Raw genomic sequence first — 19,477 nt, forward strand, 5'->3', positions numbered from 1 at the left:
GAGTAGCAATGATCGTGAGTCAAGAGCAGGACATTGTCGATGCGGCCATCACAAGCCGCCGGTCCATCCGCGCCTTTCTGCCCGACCCGGTGGCCCGCGAAGATATCGAGCGCATCCTGGCAGTGGCGGCACGGGCGCCGTCGGGCACCAATACCCAGCCGTGGAAAGTCCATGTTCTCACCGGCCAGCGCAAGGCTGACTTGTCGGCCGCAATCCTGGCCGCGCACGACAATCCGGCCGTCGCTGCCACCCACACCGAAGAGTACGCCTATTATCCGCGCGAGTGGGTGTCGCCCTATATTGACCGGCGCCGCAAGGTGGGCTGGGATTTGTATGCCCTGCTGGGTCTCACGCGTGAGGACAAGGCTGGCATGCATGCCCAGCATGGCCGCAATTACCGCTTTTTCGATGCACCCGTGGGATTGATCTTTACCATCGACCGGGTGCTGGAGCAGGGGTCCTGGCTCGACTATGGCATGTTCTTGCAAAACGTCATGATCGCCGCGCGCGGCAGGGGGCTGGCCACTTGTCCGCAGGCCGCCTTTACGCAATATCACAAGATCATTGAGGCGCAGCTGGCCTTGCCGGACAGTGAAATGGTAGTGTGCGGAATGGCGCTTGGCGTAGCCGATCCGTCCAGAATTGAAAGCACGCTGGTCACCGAGCGCGCAGCCGTGAGCGAATTCGCCCGCTTCCACGGCTGAGTGCTGATCGAACGGCCCGCCGCATGCGTCACGTCGGCGGCTTGCCATGTTCACCAGGAATGAGGTTGACCTTGGACTCAATCAATATGATTGCGATCACATAAAATATCGCTTCCATAATGAATCGTTGCGCTGCTGCAAAATTCGTGTCCCACACGATTGGATTCGCTTGCGCTCATCTGCTGCTTTGTTAGACTGCGATGAGCCTGCACCACTGCCGTAAAGGATTCCCCGATGTACAAGCTTGTTCTGAGCGCCCTCGTTTCCATGATGTTTGCCCTGACGCCACCGGCCAGTGCAGCGCGCGCTGACAGCGGTGTCAAGGTAACAAAAGTCAAGAAGGCCACTGCCGGCAAAGCCCGTTTCAAGCGGCGCGAGGCAGTTGCGCGCCAGTCGGCCGCACCGCGCGGCGAGAAAATTCGCCGCGTGATCACGGTGCGCGGCAAGCGCAAGGTGGTCTACCAGCGCGCCGAGAGCACCCGCACCTATGCGGCGCCCGTGGTGCGCATGACCGCTGGCGACCGCGCCGGCCTGAACCTGACGCGCGATCCGCTCGACCTCGCGTCGAGCGTGGCGCTGGTGCTGGACCAAAACAATTCTGAAGTATTGTTTGAAAAGAACGCCAATATCGCCTTGCCGATCGCGTCGATCACCAAACTCATGACCGGCCTGATCGTGGTGGAAGCGAACCAGGACATGGACGAAGTGCTGACGCTGACCGACGACGATGTCGACCGTGAAAAGTTCACCGGCTCGCGCCTGCGGCTGGGCACGCGCATGACGCGGGGCGAATTGCTCCATCTCGCATTGATGAGTTCTGAAAACCGCGCGGCCGCAGCCCTGGGGCGCAATTATCCGGGCGGAGTGCAGGGTTTTGTTGCAGCCATGAATGCCAAGGCGATCGAGCTGGGCATGATGGATACCCGCTACGTCGATTCCAGTGGCTTGTCGAGCCGCAATGTCGCCAGTGCGCGCGACCTGGGCAAACTGGTATCGTATGCTTATCAAAAGCCCTTGCTGCGCCAGTATTCGACCGATCCGAATTCGGTGGTCCATGCCGGTGGCCGCACCCTGCAGTACAACAATACCAACTACCTGGTGAAGATGCCGGACTGGGACATTGGCTTGCAAAAGACTGGCTTCATCAATGAAGCGGGACGCTGCCTGGTGATGCAGGCCATGATCCAGGGCCGCGCCGTGATCATGGTATTCCTCGATTCAAAGGGCAAGCAGTCACGCACGGCGGACGCCGGCCGCGTCAAGCGCTGGCTGGAGGCGTTCGTGCCCGAAAGCAGCATGAGCATTATCCGCTCACAGCCCGCCTCCGGTATAACCGAGGGTGGCTGAAATCTGGCGGGCGGTCGTCACCAGGTCGTCCAGCCATTCTTCCTGCAAGCGGTCGGCCGGCGCCGAGATCGACAGGCCCGCCACCAGCTTGGCCGAGTCATCATAAATGCCTGCCGCCATACAGCGCACACCCAGTTCCAGTTCTTCATTGTCGCGCGCATAGCCGCGCGTGCGCACCAGGCTCAGCTCCCGCTCGAGCTTGCCCAAATCCGTGATCGAGTTCTTGTTATGTCCCGCCAGCCCGGTACGGGTGGCGTAGGCGCGAATGGCTTTTGGTTCGTCCACCGACAGGAACAGCTTGCCCGTGGAAGTCAGGTGCAGCGGCCCGCGCCCGCCAATGGCGCGCACCACCTGCATGCCGGAGCGCTCCGAAAACGCACGGTCGATATACACAATTTCGTCGCCCTGGCGCACCGACAGATTGATGGTCTGCTGGGTCTTCTTGTGCAGCGAGCGCATGAAGTCGAGCGCCGCTTCGCGCACCGACAGGCGGCTCTTGACCACGTTGCCCAGCTCCAGCAGGCGCATCCCCAGGCGGTAGGTGCCCGGTTCGACCCGGTCCACAAAACGCGTGATCACCATGTCATTGAGAATGCGGTGCGCCGTCGATGGATGCAGTCCGGAGACCTTGGACAACTCCTTGAGGCTGACGGGGTCGGTATAGTTGGCCAGGGCATCGAGCAGGGCGACCATGCGTTCGATGACCTGGATCGAGGTCTTTGGCGCTTCTAGGTTGTCGATTTTCATAATGTGGTTGGTGCGGTGCGGTATTTAATTTACTTTATACCATAATGTGAAAATGTGCGACAGATCCGGCTGCGGACCGCTGGTCCGGCAACTCTCTTGTGGCTGCCGGTGCACAGGCCGGGCATAATGCGGCATTGCATGTCAAATTGAAAACGAGATCCCGATGGAACCTGTCAGCGAATTCAAAAGCAAACGAGGCCTGGGCCGTATCCTGCCTGCCGCCGGCTATGCCATGGACGGCTTGAAAGCGGCGTACCGCAACGAACACGCCTTCCGCCAGGAAGTGGTGGTGGTCGTGATTGGCGTGATCATCGCCATGTCGCTCAGCATTTCCGGGTTCCAGAAGCTGCTGCTGATTGGTTCCTTGCTGTTTGTGCTGATCGTGGAGCTGTTCAATTCCGCGATCGAAGCCATCGTCGATCGTATCTCCCTGGAACGCCATCCCTTGTCCAAGAATGCCAAGGATATGGGCAGCGCTGCGGTGATGCTCGCTATCCTGTTCGCCGCCGCCGCCTGGGCAGTGGTGCTGTACAGCCGCTTCTACTAAGTACGCCCGCCCACGGTCCGCCCGTTCAGCACTGGCGTGCCGGCGTGCCACATACTCCCATGAACGCCCGGGCGCAAGCCATGCAAGTGAGGTGTTGCGCTGCCCTGCGCAACAGGACACAATAGGTGTCTGGCTTTTTCGGCACGATTGCATTCTTTCATTCATTCATTTAACGGAGAAACATATGTCATTACGCCTTGGTGATACCGCCCCGGATTTTGAGCAAGATTCCTCTGTCGGGCCGATCAAGTTTCATGAATGGGCAGGCAATTCGTGGGTGGTCCTGTTTTCGCATCCCGCCGATTTCACGCCCGTGTGCACCACCGAGCTGGGCCTGACCGCCAAGCTCAAGCCGGAATTTGACAAGCGCAACGTCAAGGCAATTGCCCTGTCGGTTGATGCGACCGAGAGCCACCTTGGCTGGATCAAGGATATTGAAGAAACGCAGCAGACGGTGGTGGGTTTCCCCATCATTGCCGACGCCGACCGCAAGGTGGCCACGCTGTACGACATGATCCACCCCGAGCAGTCGGCCACGGCCACCGTGCGCTCGCTGTTCGTGATCGATCCGAACAAGAAGATCCGCCTGTCCATTACCTATCCCATGAGCACGGGACGCAACTTCGACGAAGTGCTGCGCGTCATCGACGCCCTGCAGCTGACCGATGCCCATACCGTGGCCACGCCGGGCAACTGGAAAGATGGCGATGACGTCATCATTCCGCTGACGGTGCAGGACCCTGACGTGCTCAAGCAAAAGTATCCGAAAGGTTTCACCGCTGTCCGTCCCTACCTGCGCGTGACACCACAGCCAAACAAATAAGCCCATCGGCGGACGGGCCGGGCAGTCCCGGTCCGGCCCCGGGAGACTGTTTCTGTCCCGCGCATAAGCAAATAAGCTTTCTGTCGTTTGCAATACTGCCGAGCCCCTTTACCCTTGCAGCTACTTTAGGGGCTTTGCATGAACACCACTTACATCATTTCCGGTTTCGCCGTTGGCCTGCTGGTCGGCATGACCGGCGTGGGCGGTGGTTCCCTCATGACGCCCATCCTCACGCTGATGTTCGGTGTCTCGCCCTCGGTTGCCGTCGGCACCGACCTGGCCTTTGCCTCCATTACCAAGACGGCGGGCACCTTCACCCACCGCCTGCGCGGAACGGTTCACTGGGATATCGTCAAGCTGCTGTGCATCGGCGCCTTGCCCGCTGCCGTGGCGACCACCCTGGCATTGAAATATTTCGGCACGGTCGACCAGCGTGTCGGCCAGTTCATCCGCTATTCCATTGCCGTGTCGGTGATGCTGACCGTGGTGGCCATCCTGTTCAAGGGCAAAATGCTGGCCTGGCTCAATGCCCATCCCGAGCGCCAGCTGCACGGGCAGTCGCTCAGCCGCGCCACCGTCATCGCGGGGGCCGTGCTGGGCATACTGGTCACGATCTCGTCAATTGGCGCAGGCGCGGTAGGCGCGACCTTGCTGGTCATGCTCTATCCGCGCCTTTCTTCAGCAGAGGTGGCGGGCACCGACATTGCCTATGCCGTCCCGCTGACCGCCATTGCCGCCTTCGGCCACTGGTGGCTGGGGTCGATCAATTGGGCCCTGCTTGGCATGCTGCTCATCGGTTCCCTGCCCGGCATTACCATCGGCTCGTGGTTTGCCCGCGCCGTGCCGGAAAAATTCCTGCGGGGCTTGCTGGCCATGACCCTGACCGGCGTTGCGTTCAAGCTGATGCACTAGCAGGAATTCGGTCGCCTCCTCATACAAAAACCGACTATGGAAATGAGGAAAGCTTCGTTTCCTTTATGACTTCTTAGTGCGAATATTAGATCTCATTAGATCAATACGTTATAAGAGGTCGTATGCCCACCATTCCACGCAAGCCGCCCCGGGTTCTTCCCGGTTTTGGCTTGTCCCTCGGCTTCGCTATTTTTTACCTGGCCCTGATTGTCCTGATCCCGCTGTCGGCGGTGTTCTTGAAAACCTTCACCATGACCTGGGAAGCGTTCTGGAGCGCTGTGACATCCGACCGCGTCATGGCCTCCTACCGCCTCAGCTTTGGCGCGTCCCTGATTGCCGCTGGCATCAACGTCATCTTTGGCGCCATCGTGGCCTGGGTGCTGGTGCGCTACCGGTTTCCCGGCAAGCGTCTGGTCGATGCGCTGGTGGACCTGCCGTTCGCGCTGCCGACCGCGGTCGCCGGCATCACCCTGGCGGCACTGTATTCGGCCAATGGCTGGATTGGCCGGTACCTGGAAGCGGTGGGCTGGAAGGTGGCATTCACGCCCGTGGGGGTAGTGGTGGCGCTGACCTTCATTGGACTGCCGTTCGTGGTGCGTACCGTGCAGCCGGTGCTGGAAGACGCCGAACGTGAACTGGAAGAAGCGGCGGCCAGCCTCGGGGCTACGTCGGGCCAGACTTTCGTGCGCGTCATCTTCCCGGCAATCATGCCGGCCATGCTCACCGGTTTCGCGCTGGCCTTTGCCCGCGCCACGGGCGAATACGGCTCCGTGATTTTCATCGCCGGGAATATGCCGATGGTCTCCGAAATCACACCGCTTTTCATTATCACCAAGCTGGAACAGTACGATTATGCGGGAGCGACCGCGATCGCGGTGGTCATGCTGGTTGCCTCCTTCCTCATGCTGTTGACGATCAACCTGCTGCAGGCCTGGACGCGCAAACGGGCGGGCAAGAAATGAGCGCCGCCATGAACAAACCATCGACCGTGCTCGAACCGGCGTGGGTCAGGCGCACGCTGCTCGCCATCGCTTTCGCTTTTCTCACGCTGTTCCTGCTGGTGCCCCTGGTGGCGGTGTTTGCCGAGGCGCTTGACAAGGGATGGGAAGCCTACGTGGCAGCGATTACCGATCCAGATGCCGTCTCGGCCATCAAGCTCACCTTGATTGCCGCCGCTATCGCGGTACCGCTTAACCTCGTGTTTGGTGTGAGCGCCGCGTGGGCGATCGCAAAGTTCGACTTCCGCGGCAAGAGTGTGCTGCTGACGCTTATTGACCTGCCGTTTTCGGTCTCGCCGGTGATTTCCGGCTTGATTTACGTACTTATCTTCGGCGCCCAGGGCTGGTTCGGGCCGTGGCTGGAAGAGCATGACATCAAGATCCTGTTTGCGGTGCCTGGCATCGTGCTGGCGACCGTGTTCATCACCTTCCCGTTCGTGGCGCGTGAACTGATTCCGCTCATGCAGTCGCAGGGTACCGAGGAAGAAGAGGCGGCGCTGGTGCTGGGCGCCTCCGGCTGGCGCACCTTCTGGCATGTCACCCTCCCCAACATCAAGTGGGGCCTGCTGTACGGCGTGATCTTGTGTAACGCCCGCGCCATGGGCGAATTCGGCGCGGTATCGGTGGTGTCCGGGCATATCCGCGGCCACACCAACACCATGCCGCTGCACGTGGAGATCCTCTACAACGAGTACCAGTACGCGGCCGCCTTTGCCGTCGCCTCGCTGCTGGCGCTGCTGGCGCTCGTGACGCTGGCACTGAAATCTTTGATCGAATGGCGCCTGCGCCAGACCGACCCGGTCCAGGCAGAGGCGCGCAATCTGGAGCACGCATCATGACCATTGAAGTACGCAACATCAACAAGCGTTTTGGGGACTTTGTCGCCCTCGACGATGTGTCGCTGCAGTTCCCGCAGGGTGAACTGACAGCCCTGCTTGGGCCGTCCGGCTGCGGCAAGACCACGCTGCTGCGCATTATCGCAGGCCTGGAGCATCCGGATGCGGGCCAGGTGCTGCTCGACGCACAGGATGCGTCGGCACGCCATGTGCGCGAGCGCCAGGTGGGTTTCGTGTTCCAGCACTATGCACTGTTCAAGCATATGAGCGTGTTCGAGAATGTGGCCTTCGGTCTGCGTGTCAAGCCGCGCAAGGACCGCCCGGGCGAGGCCCAGATCAGGGAAAAAGTCATGAAGCTGCTGGAGCTGGTGCAGCTGGACTGGCTGGCCGAGCGCTTCCCGCCGCAGCTCTCGGGGGGGCAGCGCCAGCGTATCGCCCTGGCCCGCGCACTGGCGGTGGAGCCACGCGTCCTGCTGCTCGACGAACCCTTCGGCGCGCTCGACGCCAAGGTACGCAAGGAACTGCGGCGTTGGCTGCGCCGCCTGCACGACGAACTGCATGTCACCAGCATTTTCGTCACGCACGATCAGGAAGAGGCGCTGGAAGTGGCCGACCAGGTGGTCCTGATGAACAAGGGCAGGGTGGAGCAGCTTGGCGCGCCGGACCAGGTCTACAACCACCCCGCTTCGCCCTTCGTGTTCGGTTTCCTGGGTAATGTCAATCTGTTCCATGGCCGGGTACACGAGGGAGTGCTGGCCAGCGGCGACGTCAGCTTCACCGTGCCCGATCACGCCGGCGTGCAGGATGGCCGCGGTATCGCCTACGTGAGGCCGCACGAACTCGATATCGACCGCTACACCCCTGGTGCAGAGGGCGTGGTCGTCAAGCTGCGCCGCGCGCATGCAATTGGTCCGCTGGCGCAGCTGGACCTGGAGCGCGCCGACAACGCCGAGCTCATTGAAGCGGTCATCCCGAACGAGCGCTTCAGCCAGCTGCAGCTGAGGGAGGGCGACACCCTGGTGGTGCGGCCGCGGCGCATGCATGTATTCGTGGACCAGGGAGCATCGATATGAACTTTCAACAACTGCGCTCAATACGCGAAACGGCACGCCGCGGCTATAACCTGACGGAGGTGGCCAACGCGCTGTTTACGTCGCAGCCAGGCGTGAGTCGCCAGATCCGCGAACTGGAAGAAGAGCTGGGCGTCGTTATATTCGAGCGCAACGGCAAGCGTCTGACCGGTCTCACGGAGCCGGGCAAAGGCATCCTCAAGATCATCGAGCGCCTGCTGGTGGAGGCGGAAAACCTGCAGCAGGCCAGCCTCGATTACGCGGGGCAGGACAGCGGCACGCTCACCATCGCGGCCACCCACACCCAGGCACGCTACGCCTTGCCGAAAGTCGTGCAGTCATTTCGCCAGGATTTCCCCGAAGTGCGCATCGCGCTCCAGCAAAGTTCTCCCGAGCATATCGCGCAATGGGTTTTATCGGGCAAGGCCGACATCGGCATCGCCACCGAGGGCCTGTCGCAGTTCCCGGATCTGGTGTCGTTCCCGTGCTATCGCTGGAGCCACCTGGTGGTGGTGCCGGACGGGCATCCCCTGTTGAACCGCACGCCGATCCGGCTCGAAGACCTGGCCGCATTCCCGCTCATTACTTACGACGTCGGCTTTACGGGCCGCGGTCATATCGATGCTGCGTTTGCAGCGGCGGGCGTGACCACCGACATCGTGCTGACGGCCATGGATTCGGACGTGATCAAGCAGTACGTGTCGCTCGGACTGGGGGTGGGGATTGTCGCTTCGATGGCGTTTGACCACGGCCGCGACAAGGGCCTACGCGCGGTGGAGGCTTCGCACCTGTTTGCGCCCAATGTCACACGGCTGGCGCTGCGGCGTGGAGCATACCTGCGCAAGTACGCCTACCATTTCATTTCGCAGTTCGCACCAGAGGTCTCGCGCGCCGAGATTGACCGGCTGGTGAACGAGGAAGCATTGCCGGGCCGCGATTGAAAGGGCGGCGTGGGTGTATCGCTGCCCTCAGGTCTCACGCGCCGGGATTGGTGATGCGCGCGTGAATCGCGCCGATCGCGTCTTCAACCTCCGCTGACAGCAGCGTATCGGCGGCATCGATGTTTTCCTTCAGCTGCGCCATGGTGGTGGCGCCGATAATGGTCGAGGCCACGAACCAGCGCGAATAGCACCACGCCAGTGCCATCTGGGCCGGGGTCATGCCATTGGCGCGCGCCAGCGCCGCGTACTCGGCCACCGCCGCCAGCACGGCGGGACGCACATAGCGCGGGCTCCAGTTGGCGGGAAAAATGGTCAGGCGCCCGTGCGCCTTCGGATTGTCAAGGTACTTGGCCGACAGCTGCCCGAACGCCAGCGGGCTGTAAGCGAGCAGGCTGACCTGTTCGCGATAGCAGGTCTCGGTCATCAGGCTCGACTCGAAGGTCCGCGCCGTCAGGTTGTACAGGTTCTGCACGGTGGCGATGCGCGGCAGGCCGTGCATCTCGGCCTGCTTGATGTATTCCGAAATCCCCCACGCGCTTTCGTTGGACACGCCCACGTGGCCGATCTTGCCTTCCTTGACCAGGTCTGCCAGTACCGCCAGCGTGTCTTCAATGGCCACGCAGTTGCGCTCGCGCGCGGGATCGAAATCGCTGGCCCCGAAGATCGGCACGTTACGGCTGGGCCAGTGCAGCTGGTACAGGTCGATATGGTCGGTCTGCAGGCGCTTCAGGCTCGCCTCCAGGGCGGCGCGGATGTTGGCCGCGTCCAGATTGTTCTTGCCGTCGCGGATCCAGTACATGGCCGGATTCGGGCCCGCCACCTTGGTCGCCAGTACCACCTCGCCACGACGCCCGCTCTTCTTGAGCCATGTGCCGATAAAGGTTTCGGTGCTGCCCTGGGTGGACGCGCGCGGCATCACCGGGTACATCTCGGCCGTGTCGATGAAGTTGATGCCGCGTTCGAGCGCGTAGTCAAGCTGACTGTGGGCGTGCGCTTCGCTGTTCTGTTCACCGAAGGTCATGCTGCCCAGGCAAACCTTGGACACCTTCAGTTCAGTGCTGCCGAGCTTACGCTTTTCCATGCTGCTCCCTCAGCGCCCTGGCGCAGTCGCGTACCAGTGCCGGCCCTGCATAAATGAGCCCCGAGTACAGCTGCACCAGCTGCGCACCGAGGCGAATCTTGGCCGCCGCATCGCGCCCGCTCATGATGCCGCCCACGCCGATGATCGGCACCGCATCACCCAGCTCCGCCTTGAGCGCGCGGATGACGATATTTGACAGCTCAAACACCGGCTCGCCCGACACGCCGCCCTGTTCGTTCCCGTGCTTGACGCGGTCGACCTTGTGGTGGCTGAGCGTGGTATTGGTGGCGATGACGCCGTCGATCTTGTGACGCAGGAGGGTGTCGGCAATGACCTTGATCTGGTCGGCCATCAAGTCTGGCGCGATCTTGAGCGCCAGCGGCACGTAGCGCTTGTGCTGGTCGGCCAGGCGCAGCTGCGCCGCCTTGAGAGTCGAGAGCAAAGCATCGAGTTCCGATGCGCCCTGCAGTTGGCGTAAATTGGCCGTATTGGGCGAGGAGATGTTGACCGTCACGTAGCTGGCGTAGGGATAGACCTTGTCCAGGCAATGCAGGTAGTCATCCACTGCATTCTCGATCGGGGTCGATGCATTCTTGCCGATGTTCAGGCCCAGGATGCCTTCCTTATTCTGGTAGAACTTCGAAGCCTGCACGTTGGCGACAAAGGCATCCACCCCGCCATTGTTAAAACCCATGCGGTTGATGATGGCGCGCTTGGACGGCAGGCGGAACATGCGCGGCTTGGGGTTGCCCGGCTGGGCGCGCGGGGTCACGGTGCCCACCTCAATCGAGCCAAAGCCCAGCGCGGCCAGGCCGTCAATGTAGGCGCCATCCTTGTCCAGGCCCGCCGCCAGTCCCACCGGATTGGGGAATGTCAGTCCCATCACGGTGCGCGGATCGGGGGCGATCTTCGGCACTGCCGCCGTCAGGCCAAGCGCGTGAGCGCGGCGCAGGGCGGGCAGGGTGATGTTATGGGCCGCTTCCGCGTTCAGCGAAAACAGCAGGGGACGGGTCAGCGCGTACAACAATTTGTCGGACATGGAGTGCTCAATTGGAAACTGGTGCGGCATTTTACCGTGCGCGGGCGGTAGCGGCACAGCTTCCGGTGGCCGTCAGCGCCGCAGCATGGTCCAGATCCCGCCCATGCGCGCTTCCAGCGGCTGGAAGTTGGTCTTGTAGGCCATCTTGGGACTTTGCTCGATCCAGTAGCCCAGGTAGACGTAAGGGAGCTTCAGCGCGCGGGCCTGGTCGATCTGCCACATGACGTTGTAGGTGCCGAAGGAGGCGCCGGGTACGTCCGGGTCGAAAAAGGTGTACACCGACGAGAGACCGTCGGAGAGCACGTCGATGATGGACACCATGCGCAGCACGCCTTCCGGGTCGCGGAACTCCACCAGGCGCGTGTTGACCCGGCTTTGCAGCAGGAACTGGGCGTACTGGTCGCGGCTGTCCTGGTCCATGCCGCCGCCCACATGGCGCGTGGTCTGGTAGCGCAGGTAGAGCGCATAGTGCTCGTCCGAGAAGCTCAGGTTGGCGACAGTGGTGACCAGGCTGGCGTGGCGTGTCCAGGCGCGGCGCTGGGCGCGGCTGGGCTGGAAGTCGGCCGCGCGCACGCGCACGGGAATGCAAGCCTGGCAGCCATCGCAATACGGCCGATAGGTGAAGATGCCGCTGCGGCGAAAGCCGTTTTGCACCAGTTCGGAATACACGTCAGCGTTGATCAGGTGGGACGGCGTGGCCACTTGCGAACGGGCCTGGCGCGCGTCGAGGTAGCTGCACGGGTAGGGCGCGGTGGTGTAGAACTGCAGCGTCGAGAAGGGCAGGTCGTTTAAATGCGTCATGCATGGCTTCCAGTGGTGTCCGTGTGCGTGCTGCTGGCGGCGACTGCGTCAGGGTCCATTGTAGCGAAACTTTGCTGTCTTTACCGCGTGCCTCGCAAGCGTGGCGGGGCATCCCAGCCCGTCACCGGCTGCTCGTGAATGGCCTTGCCGAGGTGTTCCAGGAATGCCGAGCGGGAAATGGGCGCGGCCCCGAGCGAGGCCAGGTGGTCAGTCTCTTGCTGGCAATCGATCATCTGCACGCCCTGGCTGCGCAGAAAGTCGACCAGAAAGGCAAGCGCGATCTTGGAGCCATCGGTCACGCGGGCAAACATCGATTCGCCATAAAACATGCGCCCGATACATACGCCGTATGCGCCACCGACGAGCTCGCCATCGAGCCACAGTTCCGAGGAATGGGCGTAGCCCATCTCGTGCAGACCGGTATAACCGTCGATGATGGCTTCCGAAATCCATGTTCCGGGCTCGTCCTTGCGCGGCGCCGCGCAGGCCCGCATGACAGTTTCAAACTCGCTGTCGAAGCGCACTTCCCAGCATCCCTGTTGCTCCATGCTGCGCTGCACCCGGCGCAGGGCCTTGCGCAGGCTGGCGCTGACGCGGAAGTTGTCCGTCATGAGGACCATGCGCGGGTCGGTGCTCCACCACAAGATAGGCTGGCCCTCGGAAAACCAGGGAAAGATGCCGCGCTGGTAGGCTGCCAGCAAACGCTGCGGCGACAGGTCGGCGCCGGCGGCCAGAAGGCCCGGCGCATCCACGGTCAGCGCATTGGACACATCGGGAAACGGTGTATGACGCTCAAGCCAGGGAATCATGAGTCGGACGGGTCCGGGAGGCGCATGGGACGCGCAATGTCCTGGGTGTGGAAATTGAAGCGCGCACCCGTTTCGCGCACTTTGACCTCGTCAGCGAAGAATAGTTCGAGCGTGGTGCGGATGGTGGGAAACGCCAGCTCGTCCCAGGGGATCTCGTGTTTCGAAAACAGTCTCACATCGAGGCTTTCGATGCCCGCTGAGAAATTCAGATCACGCAGGCGGGCCAGGTAAAACAGGTGGACCTGGTGCACCTGGGCCACGTTGAGCAGGCTGAACAATGCGCCGATGTCGATATTGGCCCCGGCTTCCTCTTCCGTCTCGCGCACTGCCGCCTGCGCCGTGGTCTCGTTGTTTTCCATGAAGCCTGCCGGGAGGGTCCAGTAGCCAAGGCGCGGTTCAATGGCACGTTTGCACAGCAGCACGCGCGTCTGGCCGTCGACATCCCACACGGGTATCGAGCCGACGACCAGTTTTGGATTGTGATAATGAATGGTCTCGCACTGGGCGCACACATAGCGCGGCCGATTGTCGCCCTCGGGAATTTTTAACGCGACCGGGGAGGCGCACTCGGAACAAAATTTCATGGCAAACCGTAAGATTGAATATATGCCTACTTTACACCGATTGCGCTCGGGGTGGCGGTTCCGGAAAGCCTTGCCTGCGGCCATTTATCTGCTGCTATCGCACATGAACTATAGATTGATATTGCCTAAATCGGCGGGAGTCCCTATAATAGCGACATACAGACGCGGGGTGGAGCAGTCTGGCAGCTCGTCGGGCTCATAACCCGAAGGTCACAGGTTCAAATCCTGTCCCCGCAACCAGATTCCAAGGCCGTCAATCCTGCAAAGGATTGGCGGCTTTTTGATTTGCGCCTGGCAGGCGAATGTTCAAGCGGCCCGCGTGTGCTCGTACAGGATCAGTGCGCCGATGACAATCAGGATGATGCCGCCCACGATCTCGGCGCGCTTGCCCGCCAGCGCGCCCAGGGCGCGGCCGACCATGACACCGATGGTGACCATGATGAAGGTGGACAGGCCGATGGCGGCCGCCGTCAGCAGGATGTTCTCCCCCAAAAAGGCGAGGCTGGCGCCGACCGCCATGGCATCGATGCTGGTGGCAAACCCGGTGATGGCCAGGGTCCAGAATCCATGCGTGGCCGGTTTATCCTGTTGTTCTTCCTCGGGCGAGATGCCGGCGGCGATCATGTGCAGGCCCAGCGCCACCAGCAGGCCGAAGGCAATCCAGTGGTCCCAGGCCTGCACGTACGGCGCCGCCACCCGCCCCATGGCCCAGCCCATGATGGGGGTGATCCCTTCGATGACGCCGAATATCAGGCCGGTGCGCAGCGCCTCTTTCAGGTTGGGCCGGTGCAGTGCCGCGCCTTTGCCGACCGCCGCCGCAAAGGCGTCGGTGGACATGGCGAGGGACAGGGCGAAGGTGGCGGCAAGATTCATGGGAACACTTTAAAAAAACGCAGGCTGCCCTGCATTGGCGCTGACCGCACCGGGCATGCAGCGCGCACCCGGTCGGTAGCGCACCGAATTTTCGCACGAGTGGCCCGGTTGGTGTCCGCATATTCGCAACGGCTTGCCGGGCAGGCGCGTCTGGTCAGGCAGCTGACTGCAGGCTGGCCCACAGGTGGGCCGCTGCCATGGTGCGATGCGGGGTGTAGCGCGCCAGCAGTGCTTCGGTGCGCGCCACATCGGGCTTGCTGTCCTCGCCCAGCAGGCGCTGAAAGGCGCTGCGGATGGCGACGTCGCCGTGCAGCGAGCAGTCCGGATAGCCGTAACCGCGCAGCAGCGTGTAGTTGACGGTCCAGGGGCCGATGCCCTTGATGGCCAGCAGGGCTGCGCTGGCCTCGTCCACGGGCGTGTCGCGCGAGAGGGTGAGGGCGCCGCTGTCGACCATCTGCGCCAGGCGCAGCAAGGTCTCGGCCTTGGCGCGCGAAAATTTGCGGCTGGTGAGTTCTTCCAGCGCGAGCTGCGCGGCGCCCGCCGCTTCCGGGTAACACAGCATTCCACTGCTGTGCGCGCGCCCCGCGCGCTCGATGAAGGTGCGGCGCAGGGAAATGGCGAAGGGCAGGTTGATCTGCTGCCCCATGATGGCCCAGGTCAGCGCCTCGAAAATCGTGGCCGATTGCATGATGCGCAACCCTGAGTTGGCCGCTGCCACCGGCCCGAGCAGGGGATCGTCGGCCACCGCTTCCAGAAAGGGCGCGGGATCGATGCGCAGGCCGAGCGTGTTGAGCAGGGCATCGTCCGCCAGCTGCTGCGCAGCGGCCGTGAGCACGCCGTCGGCATCGATGCGGCAACTGGCGCTGTGCTGATCGAGTCTGATGTCCAACAGGACCGCGACCCCGTCCAGGATGACGCCTTTGCGAATGCGGTTGCTCTCGACCCGTTCGGCCACGCCTTCGGCATCGCGCCCATGGAAGGCAAGCAGGTCGGCGCGGCGGTAGCCGGGTGGCAGGGTGATAGTCCGGATCACGCCGCACCTACGGGGCGTTGGACGAGCCGGCGGCAAGACCACGCCCGAAGCGCGGTAGGAAGCCGGTGACCATGGCAGTACCCGTCAGTACGATGGCAGCGCCCACCAGCGTGTACCATCCCACCACCTCGCCCAGGAACAGCGCGCCCCAGAGAATGCCGAACAGGGGATTGAGGAAAGTGACCGTCAGCGCGGACGTCGCCCCCACTTCTTCCACCAGCCTGAAATAGATGATGTAGGCCACGCCGGTACACAGGATGCCCAGCGCCAGCGCGGCGGCCATGATGCCCGGCGTGGCCGGCCCCTTGGCAGGAAAGAAGAACAGCGCGGGCAGCACGAACAGGGTGGCGCCCCACATGCTGCCATGGGCGTTGGCGAACGGCTCGACCTGGCGCGCGGCCTTGGAGTAGGTGCTGGCCACACTGTAGGAAAGCGCGGCCACCAGTCCTGCGGCGATGGCGAGCATGGCGCCGGGCCGGGTGGCCACCGCATCGAAGCCGACCAGCACGGCCACGCCGCAGGTGCCGAGAATGAGGCCGGCGACCGTTTTCATGGCGATCGGCTGGCGGGTCCAGACGGCGCCGATGATGGCCCCGAACATGGGGGCGGTTGCATTGAGCACCGACAGGACGGAAGCGGTCAAGGTGCTGGCCGCGTAGGCAAACAGCAGGAACGGCAGGGCGGAATTGAAAAAGCCGAGGATCAGGAAGTGCTTCCAGTTTTGCGCCAGGTGCAGCCGCTTTTTCAGGACCACGGCCACGATGGCGAGAAACACGGCCGCCAGCGCCACCCGCGTTTCAATCAGCACGGCCGGTCCGAGCACGGGCGCACTGATGCGCATGAACAGGAACGAGCTGCCCCAGATGGCGGCAAGCAGCACAAGGCGCAGCATGTTGGCGGTGGTCATGGCGTGTCGTTAAGAAGTTGAAGGTGCCAGTATGCGTTGGGTGCCCCAATGGCACCATCCGTATCTTGCGCCGCTATTGGGCACCGCTGCGCGGCCGGCAGCAAGAGAAAAGGGCAGGGAAGCAGCTGGGCTTCCCCGCCCCGTCCCGCTATTACTTCTTGCCGGTCGCCGGGTGGTTGGCGACGTAGCCGTTCAGGACGGTGGCCGGATAGGTCGATGCCAGGCGGCGCCAGAAAGGCGCTGCCGCGTCGGTCCGGTAGCCGGCGCGCGTAAGCAATTGCATGCTCAGTTTTTCGGCCGCCATGTCCATCTCGGCGGGCATCGCCTTGATGCCGGCGCTGCCGATCATCATGGAGGTGTCCGGCCGCACGCGCGCCAGGTTGTCGATCACGCTGCTGAGGGTGCCGGTGCTGCGCGTGAGCGTGGCGTGGTTGAGGATGTTGTGCGCCATGCCCTTGGCCAGGATGACCGCCAGCTCGGCGTCGTTTTCGGCGAACTCGTACATGCCCCGGGTGACCAGGATGCGAGAGCCATCGGCATACGAGTTGACGTGGTCGGCATTGCCGATTTCGATCTGAAAGGCGCAGGCGCGGGTGACGGGGACGGTCAGTTCGCGCTGCCGGGAGTCGCGTTCGATCAGCAAGGGCAAGCTGGCCTGCGAGGCCACCAGCGGGCCGAAGACGGCGCCGGCCGATGTCGATGCATTGGGTCCGACCGGCAGCTGTTTGCCGCCGGCGGAGATCAGATTGTCGCCGCGGCGCAGTCCCGCGCGCGCCGCGCCGCTGCCGGCCAGCACGCCCGTCACTTGCAGACGCTCGCCCATCCCAAAGGCCACGACGGCCGCTTCGTTGTAATCGCCCGGATACCAGTAGCGGTTACGCGCCGTAAAACCGAGCAGGTTGCGCGCCTGGTTCTTGCACAGCTCCGCATTATTGATGAGCAGCGGGGAAGCAACGCGATACAGGCGTTCCTGCATGCCTGCCATGCGGGTCAGGACTTCGGCGGCAGCGGCCACGCGCGGTGACACTGCCGGCGCGGTGTCAACCGGCTTGGGAACGATGGCAGGGCCGGACGGAACGATTGCAGGGGTTTGACATGCCGATAAAAGAAGGGCAGTGATAAGCGCCGGCCCAGCCGTGCGCAGACCGATGTTGCGGGTCATAGATTTCTCCATATTTTTATTGTTTGCCAGTGCTGCCGAAACCGCCGACACCGCGCTCGCTGGTGTCGAACTCGTCGACAATATTGAATCCAACCTGCAGGACCGGTACCACGATGAGCTGGGCCAGGCGTTCCATGGGGTTCAGCGTGAACGGCAACTGGCCGCGGTTCCAGGTCGATACCATCAGTTGTCCCTGATAGTCGGAATCGATCAAGCCTACCAGATTCCCCAGAACGATGCCGTTCTTGTGGCCCATGCCACTGCGCGGCAGGATCATGGCGGCGTAGCCCGGATCGGCTATGTGGATCGCCAGGCCGGTGGGAATGAGGACGGTGGCGCCGGCCTCGATGATGATCGGCGCATCGATGCAGGCACGCAGGTCCAGGCCCGCGCTGCCGGGAGTGGCGTAGGCCGGCAGCACGTCCTTCATGCGGGCGTCGAGAATTTTGATGTCGATGGTTTTCATGGTGCTGTTTGGCTTGCGATGTCTTATTTGAGCAGGGAGCGCTGTTCCAGCCGCTTGGCGATTTCGGATACCAGCTGGCGCGCCAGGGTGAGCTTGTCGGCCTTGGGCAGCACGGTGTGCCCATGGTCGTCGAACAGGACGATGGTGTTTTCGTCCTGGCCGAAGGTATGGTGGCCAATGTTGCCGACCAAAAGGGGGATGCCTTTTTTCTCGCGCTTGACGGCGCCGTATTCCACCAGGTTTTCCGACTCCGCTGCAAAGCCTACACAGTAAGGCCAGCCGCTCAGGGACGTGGTGGCTGCCACGGATGCCAGGATGTCGGCATTCTGTTCGAACTGCAGGCTGGGGGTCTCGCCATCGTGCTTCTTCATTTTCTGCTCGCTGGCATTGACCACGCGCCAGTCGGCCACCGCCGCCACGCCGATGAAGATGTGCTGGCCGCCCACGGCCGCCATCACCGCGTCGTGCATCTGCTGCGCGCTTTGTACATTGGTGCGGCGCACGCCGTGCGGCGTGGGCAGGGCCGTCGGGCCGGAGACCAGTTGCACGTCGGCCCCGGCTTCGCGCGCAGCGCGGGCAATTGCATAGCCCATCTTGCCGGACGACAGATTGGTGATGCCGCGCACCGGATCGATCGCTTCAAAGGTGGGGCCGGCCGTGATCAGGACGCGCTTGCCCGCCAGGACCTTGGGCTGGAAGGAAGCGACCAGTTCTTCGAGCAGGTCTTCCGGTTCCAGCATGCGGCCCAGGCCTGTTTCTCCGCAGGCCTGTTCGCCGGCAGCCGGGCCGAAGATGCAGATGCCGTCGGCGCGCAGCTGGCGTGCATTGCGCGCCGTGGCCGGGTTCTGCCACATTTCCACATTCATGGCCGGGGCAATCAGCAGCGGCAGCTGGCGCGGGCGCGCCAGGCACAACGTGGAGAGCAGGTCGTCGCATACGCCGTGCGCCAGCTTGCGCATGAAATCGGCCGAGCAGGGCGCAATCAGGATCGCGTCGGCCCCGCGCGTCAGATCGATATGGGCCATGTTGTTGGCTACGCGCGAATCCCACTGGTCGTTGAACACGGTGTTCCCCGACAGCGCCTGCATGGTGACGGCGGTGATGAAGTGGCCCGCCGCCTCGGTCATGACCACATGCACCTCGGCGCCCACGCGGGTGAGGGCGCGGCACAATTCGGCAGCCTTGTAGCAGGCTACGCCCCCGGACAGGCCGAGGACGATTTTCTTACCCTTCAGTTCCATTGGCATGGCAGCTCCGCTGTCGCTTTTCAGTTCTGGTTGACGCGCCGCAGCTCATCGTAGATGAAGAGGATGGCGCCAAGGCTGATCGCCACGTCGGCGATGTTAAAGGTCGGGAAGTGAATACCGGCCGCATGGAAGTCGAGGAAGTCGACCACGTGGCCGTGCCACAGGCGGTCGATCAGGTTGCCGATCGCGCCGCCCATGATCAGCGCCAGGGCCCAGCAGAACAGGCGCTGGCCAGCGTGCTTCTTGAGCAGCACCAGGATGAAACCGACGGCAAACACGGCGATGCCCGTGAACAGGTAGCGCTGCCAGCCGCCCGCGTCGCCCAGAAAGCCGAACGAGGCGCCCGGGTTGTAGGTCAGGTGCAGGTTGAAGAACGAGGTGACGACCTTCGTCTCCCGAAACACGAACAGCTTTTCCACCACGATCTTGGTCAGCTGGTCGAGCAGGATGATGATGGCTGCAATGCCCAGCCACGGCATCATGCTGGCGTGGCTGCTGGAGGTCGAGAACAGTTGTTTTTTCTTGGTTGCCATGGAGTCGATCGTGATGG

At 62.7% G+C, this 19,477-nt stretch carries 22 protein-coding genes and 1 tRNA gene; 10 read left to right on the forward strand and 13 right to left on the reverse strand.

What is annotated here, in order from left to right; all coding sequences use genetic code 11:
• The first annotated feature begins 8 nt into the window (after positions 1 to 8).
• Complete coding sequence (locus tag KY495_RS14155) at positions 9 to 704, forward strand: nitroreductase (protein ID WP_219880049.1); 696 nt, start codon at positions 9 to 11, stop codon at positions 702 to 704.
• A gap of 234 nt (positions 705 to 938) precedes the next feature.
• Complete coding sequence (locus tag KY495_RS14160) at positions 939 to 2,051, forward strand: serine hydrolase (protein WP_219880050.1); 1,113 nt, start codon at positions 939 to 941, stop codon at positions 2,049 to 2,051.
• On the opposite strand, the gene KY495_RS14165 is transcribed toward KY495_RS14160, so the two are convergent.
• The gene (locus tag KY495_RS14165; RefSeq protein ID WP_219880051.1) at positions 2,016 to 2,798 is read right to left on the reverse strand and encodes an IclR family transcriptional regulator; all 783 of its coding nucleotides are present in this window, start codon (positions 2,796 to 2,798) and stop codon (positions 2,016 to 2,018) included. The genes KY495_RS14160 and KY495_RS14165 overlap by 36 nt on opposite strands.
• A 163-nt stretch (positions 2,799 to 2,961) precedes the next feature.
• On the opposite strand from KY495_RS14165, the gene KY495_RS14170 reads away from it, so the two are divergent.
• The 7 genes from KY495_RS14170 (at position 2,962) to KY495_RS14200 (ending at position 8,925) form a co-directional block, all read left to right on the forward strand.
• On the forward strand, positions 2,962 to 3,345 hold the full coding sequence (locus KY495_RS14170) for a diacylglycerol kinase (protein ID WP_219880052.1): 384 nt from the start codon (positions 2,962 to 2,964) through the stop codon (positions 3,343 to 3,345).
• A gap of 184 nt (positions 3,346 to 3,529) precedes the next feature.
• On the forward strand, positions 3,530 to 4,168 hold the full coding sequence (locus tag KY495_RS14175; RefSeq protein ID WP_219880053.1) for a peroxiredoxin: 639 nt from the start codon (positions 3,530 to 3,532) through the stop codon (positions 4,166 to 4,168).
• Positions 4,169 to 4,306: 138 nt separating this feature from the next.
• Positions 4,307 to 5,080, forward strand: coding sequence for a sulfite exporter TauE/SafE family protein (locus KY495_RS14180; RefSeq protein ID WP_219880054.1), 774 nt, complete (start codon positions 4,307 to 4,309; stop codon positions 5,078 to 5,080).
• 122 nt (positions 5,081 to 5,202) lie between these two features.
• Entirely contained in the window at positions 5,203 to 6,042 is an 840-nt protein-coding gene (cysT, locus tag KY495_RS14185) for a sulfate ABC transporter permease subunit CysT (RefSeq protein WP_219880055.1), read from the forward strand.
• An 8-nt stretch (positions 6,043 to 6,050) separates the two neighbouring features.
• The gene (gene cysW, locus KY495_RS14190; RefSeq protein WP_229518301.1) at positions 6,051 to 6,917 is read left to right on the forward strand and encodes a sulfate ABC transporter permease subunit CysW; all 867 of its coding nucleotides are present in this window, start codon (positions 6,051 to 6,053) and stop codon (positions 6,915 to 6,917) included.
• Positions 6,914 to 7,987 (forward strand): sulfate/molybdate ABC transporter ATP-binding protein, encoded by a 1,074-nt coding sequence (locus KY495_RS14195; protein WP_219880057.1) that lies wholly within the window; start codon positions 6,914 to 6,916, stop codon positions 7,985 to 7,987. Before cysW ends, KY495_RS14195 begins: the two co-directional genes overlap by 4 nt.
• The gene (locus KY495_RS14200; protein WP_219880058.1) at positions 7,984 to 8,925 is read left to right on the forward strand and encodes a CysB family HTH-type transcriptional regulator; all 942 of its coding nucleotides are present in this window, start codon (positions 7,984 to 7,986) and stop codon (positions 8,923 to 8,925) included. The genes KY495_RS14195 and KY495_RS14200 overlap by 4 nt, the downstream gene beginning before the upstream one ends.
• Positions 8,926 to 8,959: 34 nt before the next feature.
• Here the strand turns inward: KY495_RS14200 and KY495_RS14205 are convergent, their stop codons facing one another.
• The 5 genes from KY495_RS14205 to KY495_RS14225 form a co-directional block, all read right to left on the reverse strand.
• Positions 8,960 to 10,006, reverse strand: coding sequence for an aldo/keto reductase (locus tag KY495_RS14205; protein WP_219880059.1), 1,047 nt, complete (start codon positions 10,004 to 10,006; stop codon positions 8,960 to 8,962).
• Positions 9,993 to 11,045 (reverse strand): quinone-dependent dihydroorotate dehydrogenase, encoded by a 1,053-nt coding sequence (locus KY495_RS14210; protein ID WP_219880060.1) that lies wholly within the window; start codon positions 11,043 to 11,045, stop codon positions 9,993 to 9,995. Before KY495_RS14210 ends, KY495_RS14205 begins: the two co-directional genes overlap by 14 nt.
• A 72-nt stretch (positions 11,046 to 11,117) precedes the next feature.
• Positions 11,118 to 11,846: an arginyltransferase gene (locus tag KY495_RS14215; RefSeq protein WP_219880061.1), complete on the reverse strand. Its 729-nt coding sequence runs from the start codon at positions 11,844 to 11,846 to the stop codon at positions 11,118 to 11,120.
• 80 nt (positions 11,847 to 11,926) lie between these two features.
• The gene (gene aat / locus KY495_RS14220) at positions 11,927 to 12,655 is read right to left on the reverse strand and encodes a leucyl/phenylalanyl-tRNA--protein transferase (RefSeq protein WP_219880062.1); all 729 of its coding nucleotides are present in this window, start codon (positions 12,653 to 12,655) and stop codon (positions 11,927 to 11,929) included.
• Complete coding sequence (locus tag KY495_RS14225) at positions 12,652 to 13,239, reverse strand: NUDIX hydrolase (protein ID WP_219880063.1); 588 nt, start codon at positions 13,237 to 13,239, stop codon at positions 12,652 to 12,654. The genes aat and KY495_RS14225 overlap by 4 nt, the downstream gene beginning before the upstream one ends.
• 163 nt (positions 13,240 to 13,402) lie before the next feature.
• Between KY495_RS14225 and KY495_RS14230 the strand changes: the two genes are divergently transcribed.
• Positions 13,403 to 13,479 (forward strand) — tRNA-Met (locus KY495_RS14230).
• A 66-nt stretch (positions 13,480 to 13,545) separates the two neighbouring features.
• Here KY495_RS14230 and KY495_RS14235 read toward each other — a convergent pair.
• The 7 genes from KY495_RS14235 to lspA form a co-directional block, all read right to left on the reverse strand.
• A complete protein-coding gene (locus KY495_RS14235; protein WP_219880064.1) occupies positions 13,546 to 14,112 on the reverse strand; it encodes a manganese efflux pump MntP family protein in 567 nt (188 codons plus the stop codon).
• A gap of 154 nt (positions 14,113 to 14,266) precedes the next feature.
• Complete coding sequence (locus KY495_RS14240) at positions 14,267 to 15,145, reverse strand: DNA-3-methyladenine glycosylase (RefSeq protein ID WP_219880065.1); 879 nt, start codon at positions 15,143 to 15,145, stop codon at positions 14,267 to 14,269.
• 7 nt (positions 15,146 to 15,152) lie between these two features.
• Positions 15,153 to 16,052, reverse strand: coding sequence for a DMT family transporter (locus KY495_RS14245; RefSeq protein ID WP_229518302.1), 900 nt, complete (start codon positions 16,050 to 16,052; stop codon positions 15,153 to 15,155).
• Positions 16,053 to 16,203: 151 nt separating this feature from the next.
• On the reverse strand, positions 16,204 to 17,214 hold the full coding sequence (locus tag KY495_RS14250; protein WP_219880066.1) for a M48 family metallopeptidase: 1,011 nt from the start codon (positions 17,212 to 17,214) through the stop codon (positions 16,204 to 16,206).
• 16 nt (positions 17,215 to 17,230) lie between these two features.
• Positions 17,231 to 17,680, reverse strand: a complete 450-nt coding sequence (gene dut, locus KY495_RS14255; protein WP_219880067.1) for a dUTP diphosphatase — start codon at positions 17,678 to 17,680, stop codon at positions 17,231 to 17,233.
• 23 nt (positions 17,681 to 17,703) lie between these two features.
• A complete protein-coding gene (coaBC, locus tag KY495_RS14260) occupies positions 17,704 to 18,921 on the reverse strand; it encodes a bifunctional phosphopantothenoylcysteine decarboxylase/phosphopantothenate--cysteine ligase CoaBC (RefSeq protein ID WP_219884250.1) in 1,218 nt (405 codons plus the stop codon).
• Between the two features lie 26 nt (positions 18,922 to 18,947).
• Positions 18,948 to 19,460 carry a signal peptidase II gene (gene lspA / locus KY495_RS14265; RefSeq protein ID WP_219880068.1) on the reverse strand — a complete coding sequence of 171 codons (513 nt, stop codon included), beginning with the start codon at positions 19,458 to 19,460 and terminating at the stop codon, positions 18,948 to 18,950.
• Between the last annotated feature and the right edge of the window lie 17 nt (positions 19,461 to 19,477).

The sequence above is a fragment of the Massilia sp. PAMC28688 genome (assembly GCF_019443445.1).
Classification (GTDB): domain Bacteria; phylum Pseudomonadota; class Gammaproteobacteria; order Burkholderiales; family Burkholderiaceae_D; genus Telluria_A.

Bases quoted from the DNA above. Each gene is read 5' to 3' on its own strand.
- KY495_RS14225 (WP_219880063.1), bottom strand. From the start codon at position 13,239: ATGAAATTTTGTTCCGAGTGCGCCTCCCCGGTCGCGTTAAAAATTCCC.
- KY495_RS14160 (WP_219880050.1), top strand. From the start codon at position 939: ATGTACAAGCTTGTTCTGAGCGCCCTCGTTTCCATGATGTTTGCCCTG.
- aat (WP_219880062.1), bottom strand. From the start codon at position 12,655: ATGATTCCCTGGCTTGAGCGTCATACACCGTTTCCCGATGTGTCCAAT.
- KY495_RS14200 (WP_219880058.1), top strand. From the start codon at position 7,984: ATGAACTTTCAACAACTGCGCTCAATACGCGAAACGGCACGCCGCGGC.
- coaBC (WP_219884250.1), bottom strand. From the start codon at position 18,921: ATGGAACTGAAGGGTAAGAAAATCGTCCTCGGCCTGTCCGGGGGCGTA.
- KY495_RS14235 (WP_219880064.1), bottom strand. From the start codon at position 14,112: ATGAATCTTGCCGCCACCTTCGCCCTGTCCCTCGCCATGTCCACCGAC.
- KY495_RS14180 (WP_219880054.1), top strand. From the start codon at position 4,307: ATGAACACCACTTACATCATTTCCGGTTTCGCCGTTGGCCTGCTGGTC.
- KY495_RS14205 (WP_219880059.1), bottom strand. From the start codon at position 10,006: ATGGAAAAGCGTAAGCTCGGCAGCACTGAACTGAAGGTGTCCAAGGTT.
- cysW (WP_229518301.1), top strand. From the start codon at position 6,051: ATGAACAAACCATCGACCGTGCTCGAACCGGCGTGGGTCAGGCGCACG.
- KY495_RS14245 (WP_229518302.1), bottom strand. From the start codon at position 16,052: ATGACCACCGCCAACATGCTGCGCCTTGTGCTGCTTGCCGCCATCTGG.
- lspA (WP_219880068.1), bottom strand. From the start codon at position 19,460: ATGGCAACCAAGAAAAAACAACTGTTCTCGACCTCCAGCAGCCACGCC.
- KY495_RS14165 (WP_219880051.1), bottom strand. From the start codon at position 2,798: ATGAAAATCGACAACCTAGAAGCGCCAAAGACCTCGATCCAGGTCATC.
- KY495_RS14195 (WP_219880057.1), top strand. From the start codon at position 6,914: ATGACCATTGAAGTACGCAACATCAACAAGCGTTTTGGGGACTTTGTC.
- KY495_RS14215 (WP_219880061.1), bottom strand. From the start codon at position 11,846: ATGACGCATTTAAACGACCTGCCCTTCTCGACGCTGCAGTTCTACACC.
- KY495_RS14175 (WP_219880053.1), top strand. From the start codon at position 3,530: ATGTCATTACGCCTTGGTGATACCGCCCCGGATTTTGAGCAAGATTCC.
- KY495_RS14170 (WP_219880052.1), top strand. From the start codon at position 2,962: ATGGAACCTGTCAGCGAATTCAAAAGCAAACGAGGCCTGGGCCGTATC.
- KY495_RS14155 (WP_219880049.1), top strand. From the start codon at position 9: ATGATCGTGAGTCAAGAGCAGGACATTGTCGATGCGGCCATCACAAGC.
- cysT (WP_219880055.1), top strand. From the start codon at position 5,203: ATGCCCACCATTCCACGCAAGCCGCCCCGGGTTCTTCCCGGTTTTGGC.
- KY495_RS14210 (WP_219880060.1), bottom strand. From the start codon at position 11,045: ATGTCCGACAAATTGTTGTACGCGCTGACCCGTCCCCTGCTGTTTTCG.
- dut (WP_219880067.1), bottom strand. From the start codon at position 17,680: ATGAAAACCATCGACATCAAAATTCTCGACGCCCGCATGAAGGACGTG.
- KY495_RS14250 (WP_219880066.1), bottom strand. From the start codon at position 17,214: ATGACCCGCAACATCGGTCTGCGCACGGCTGGGCCGGCGCTTATCACT.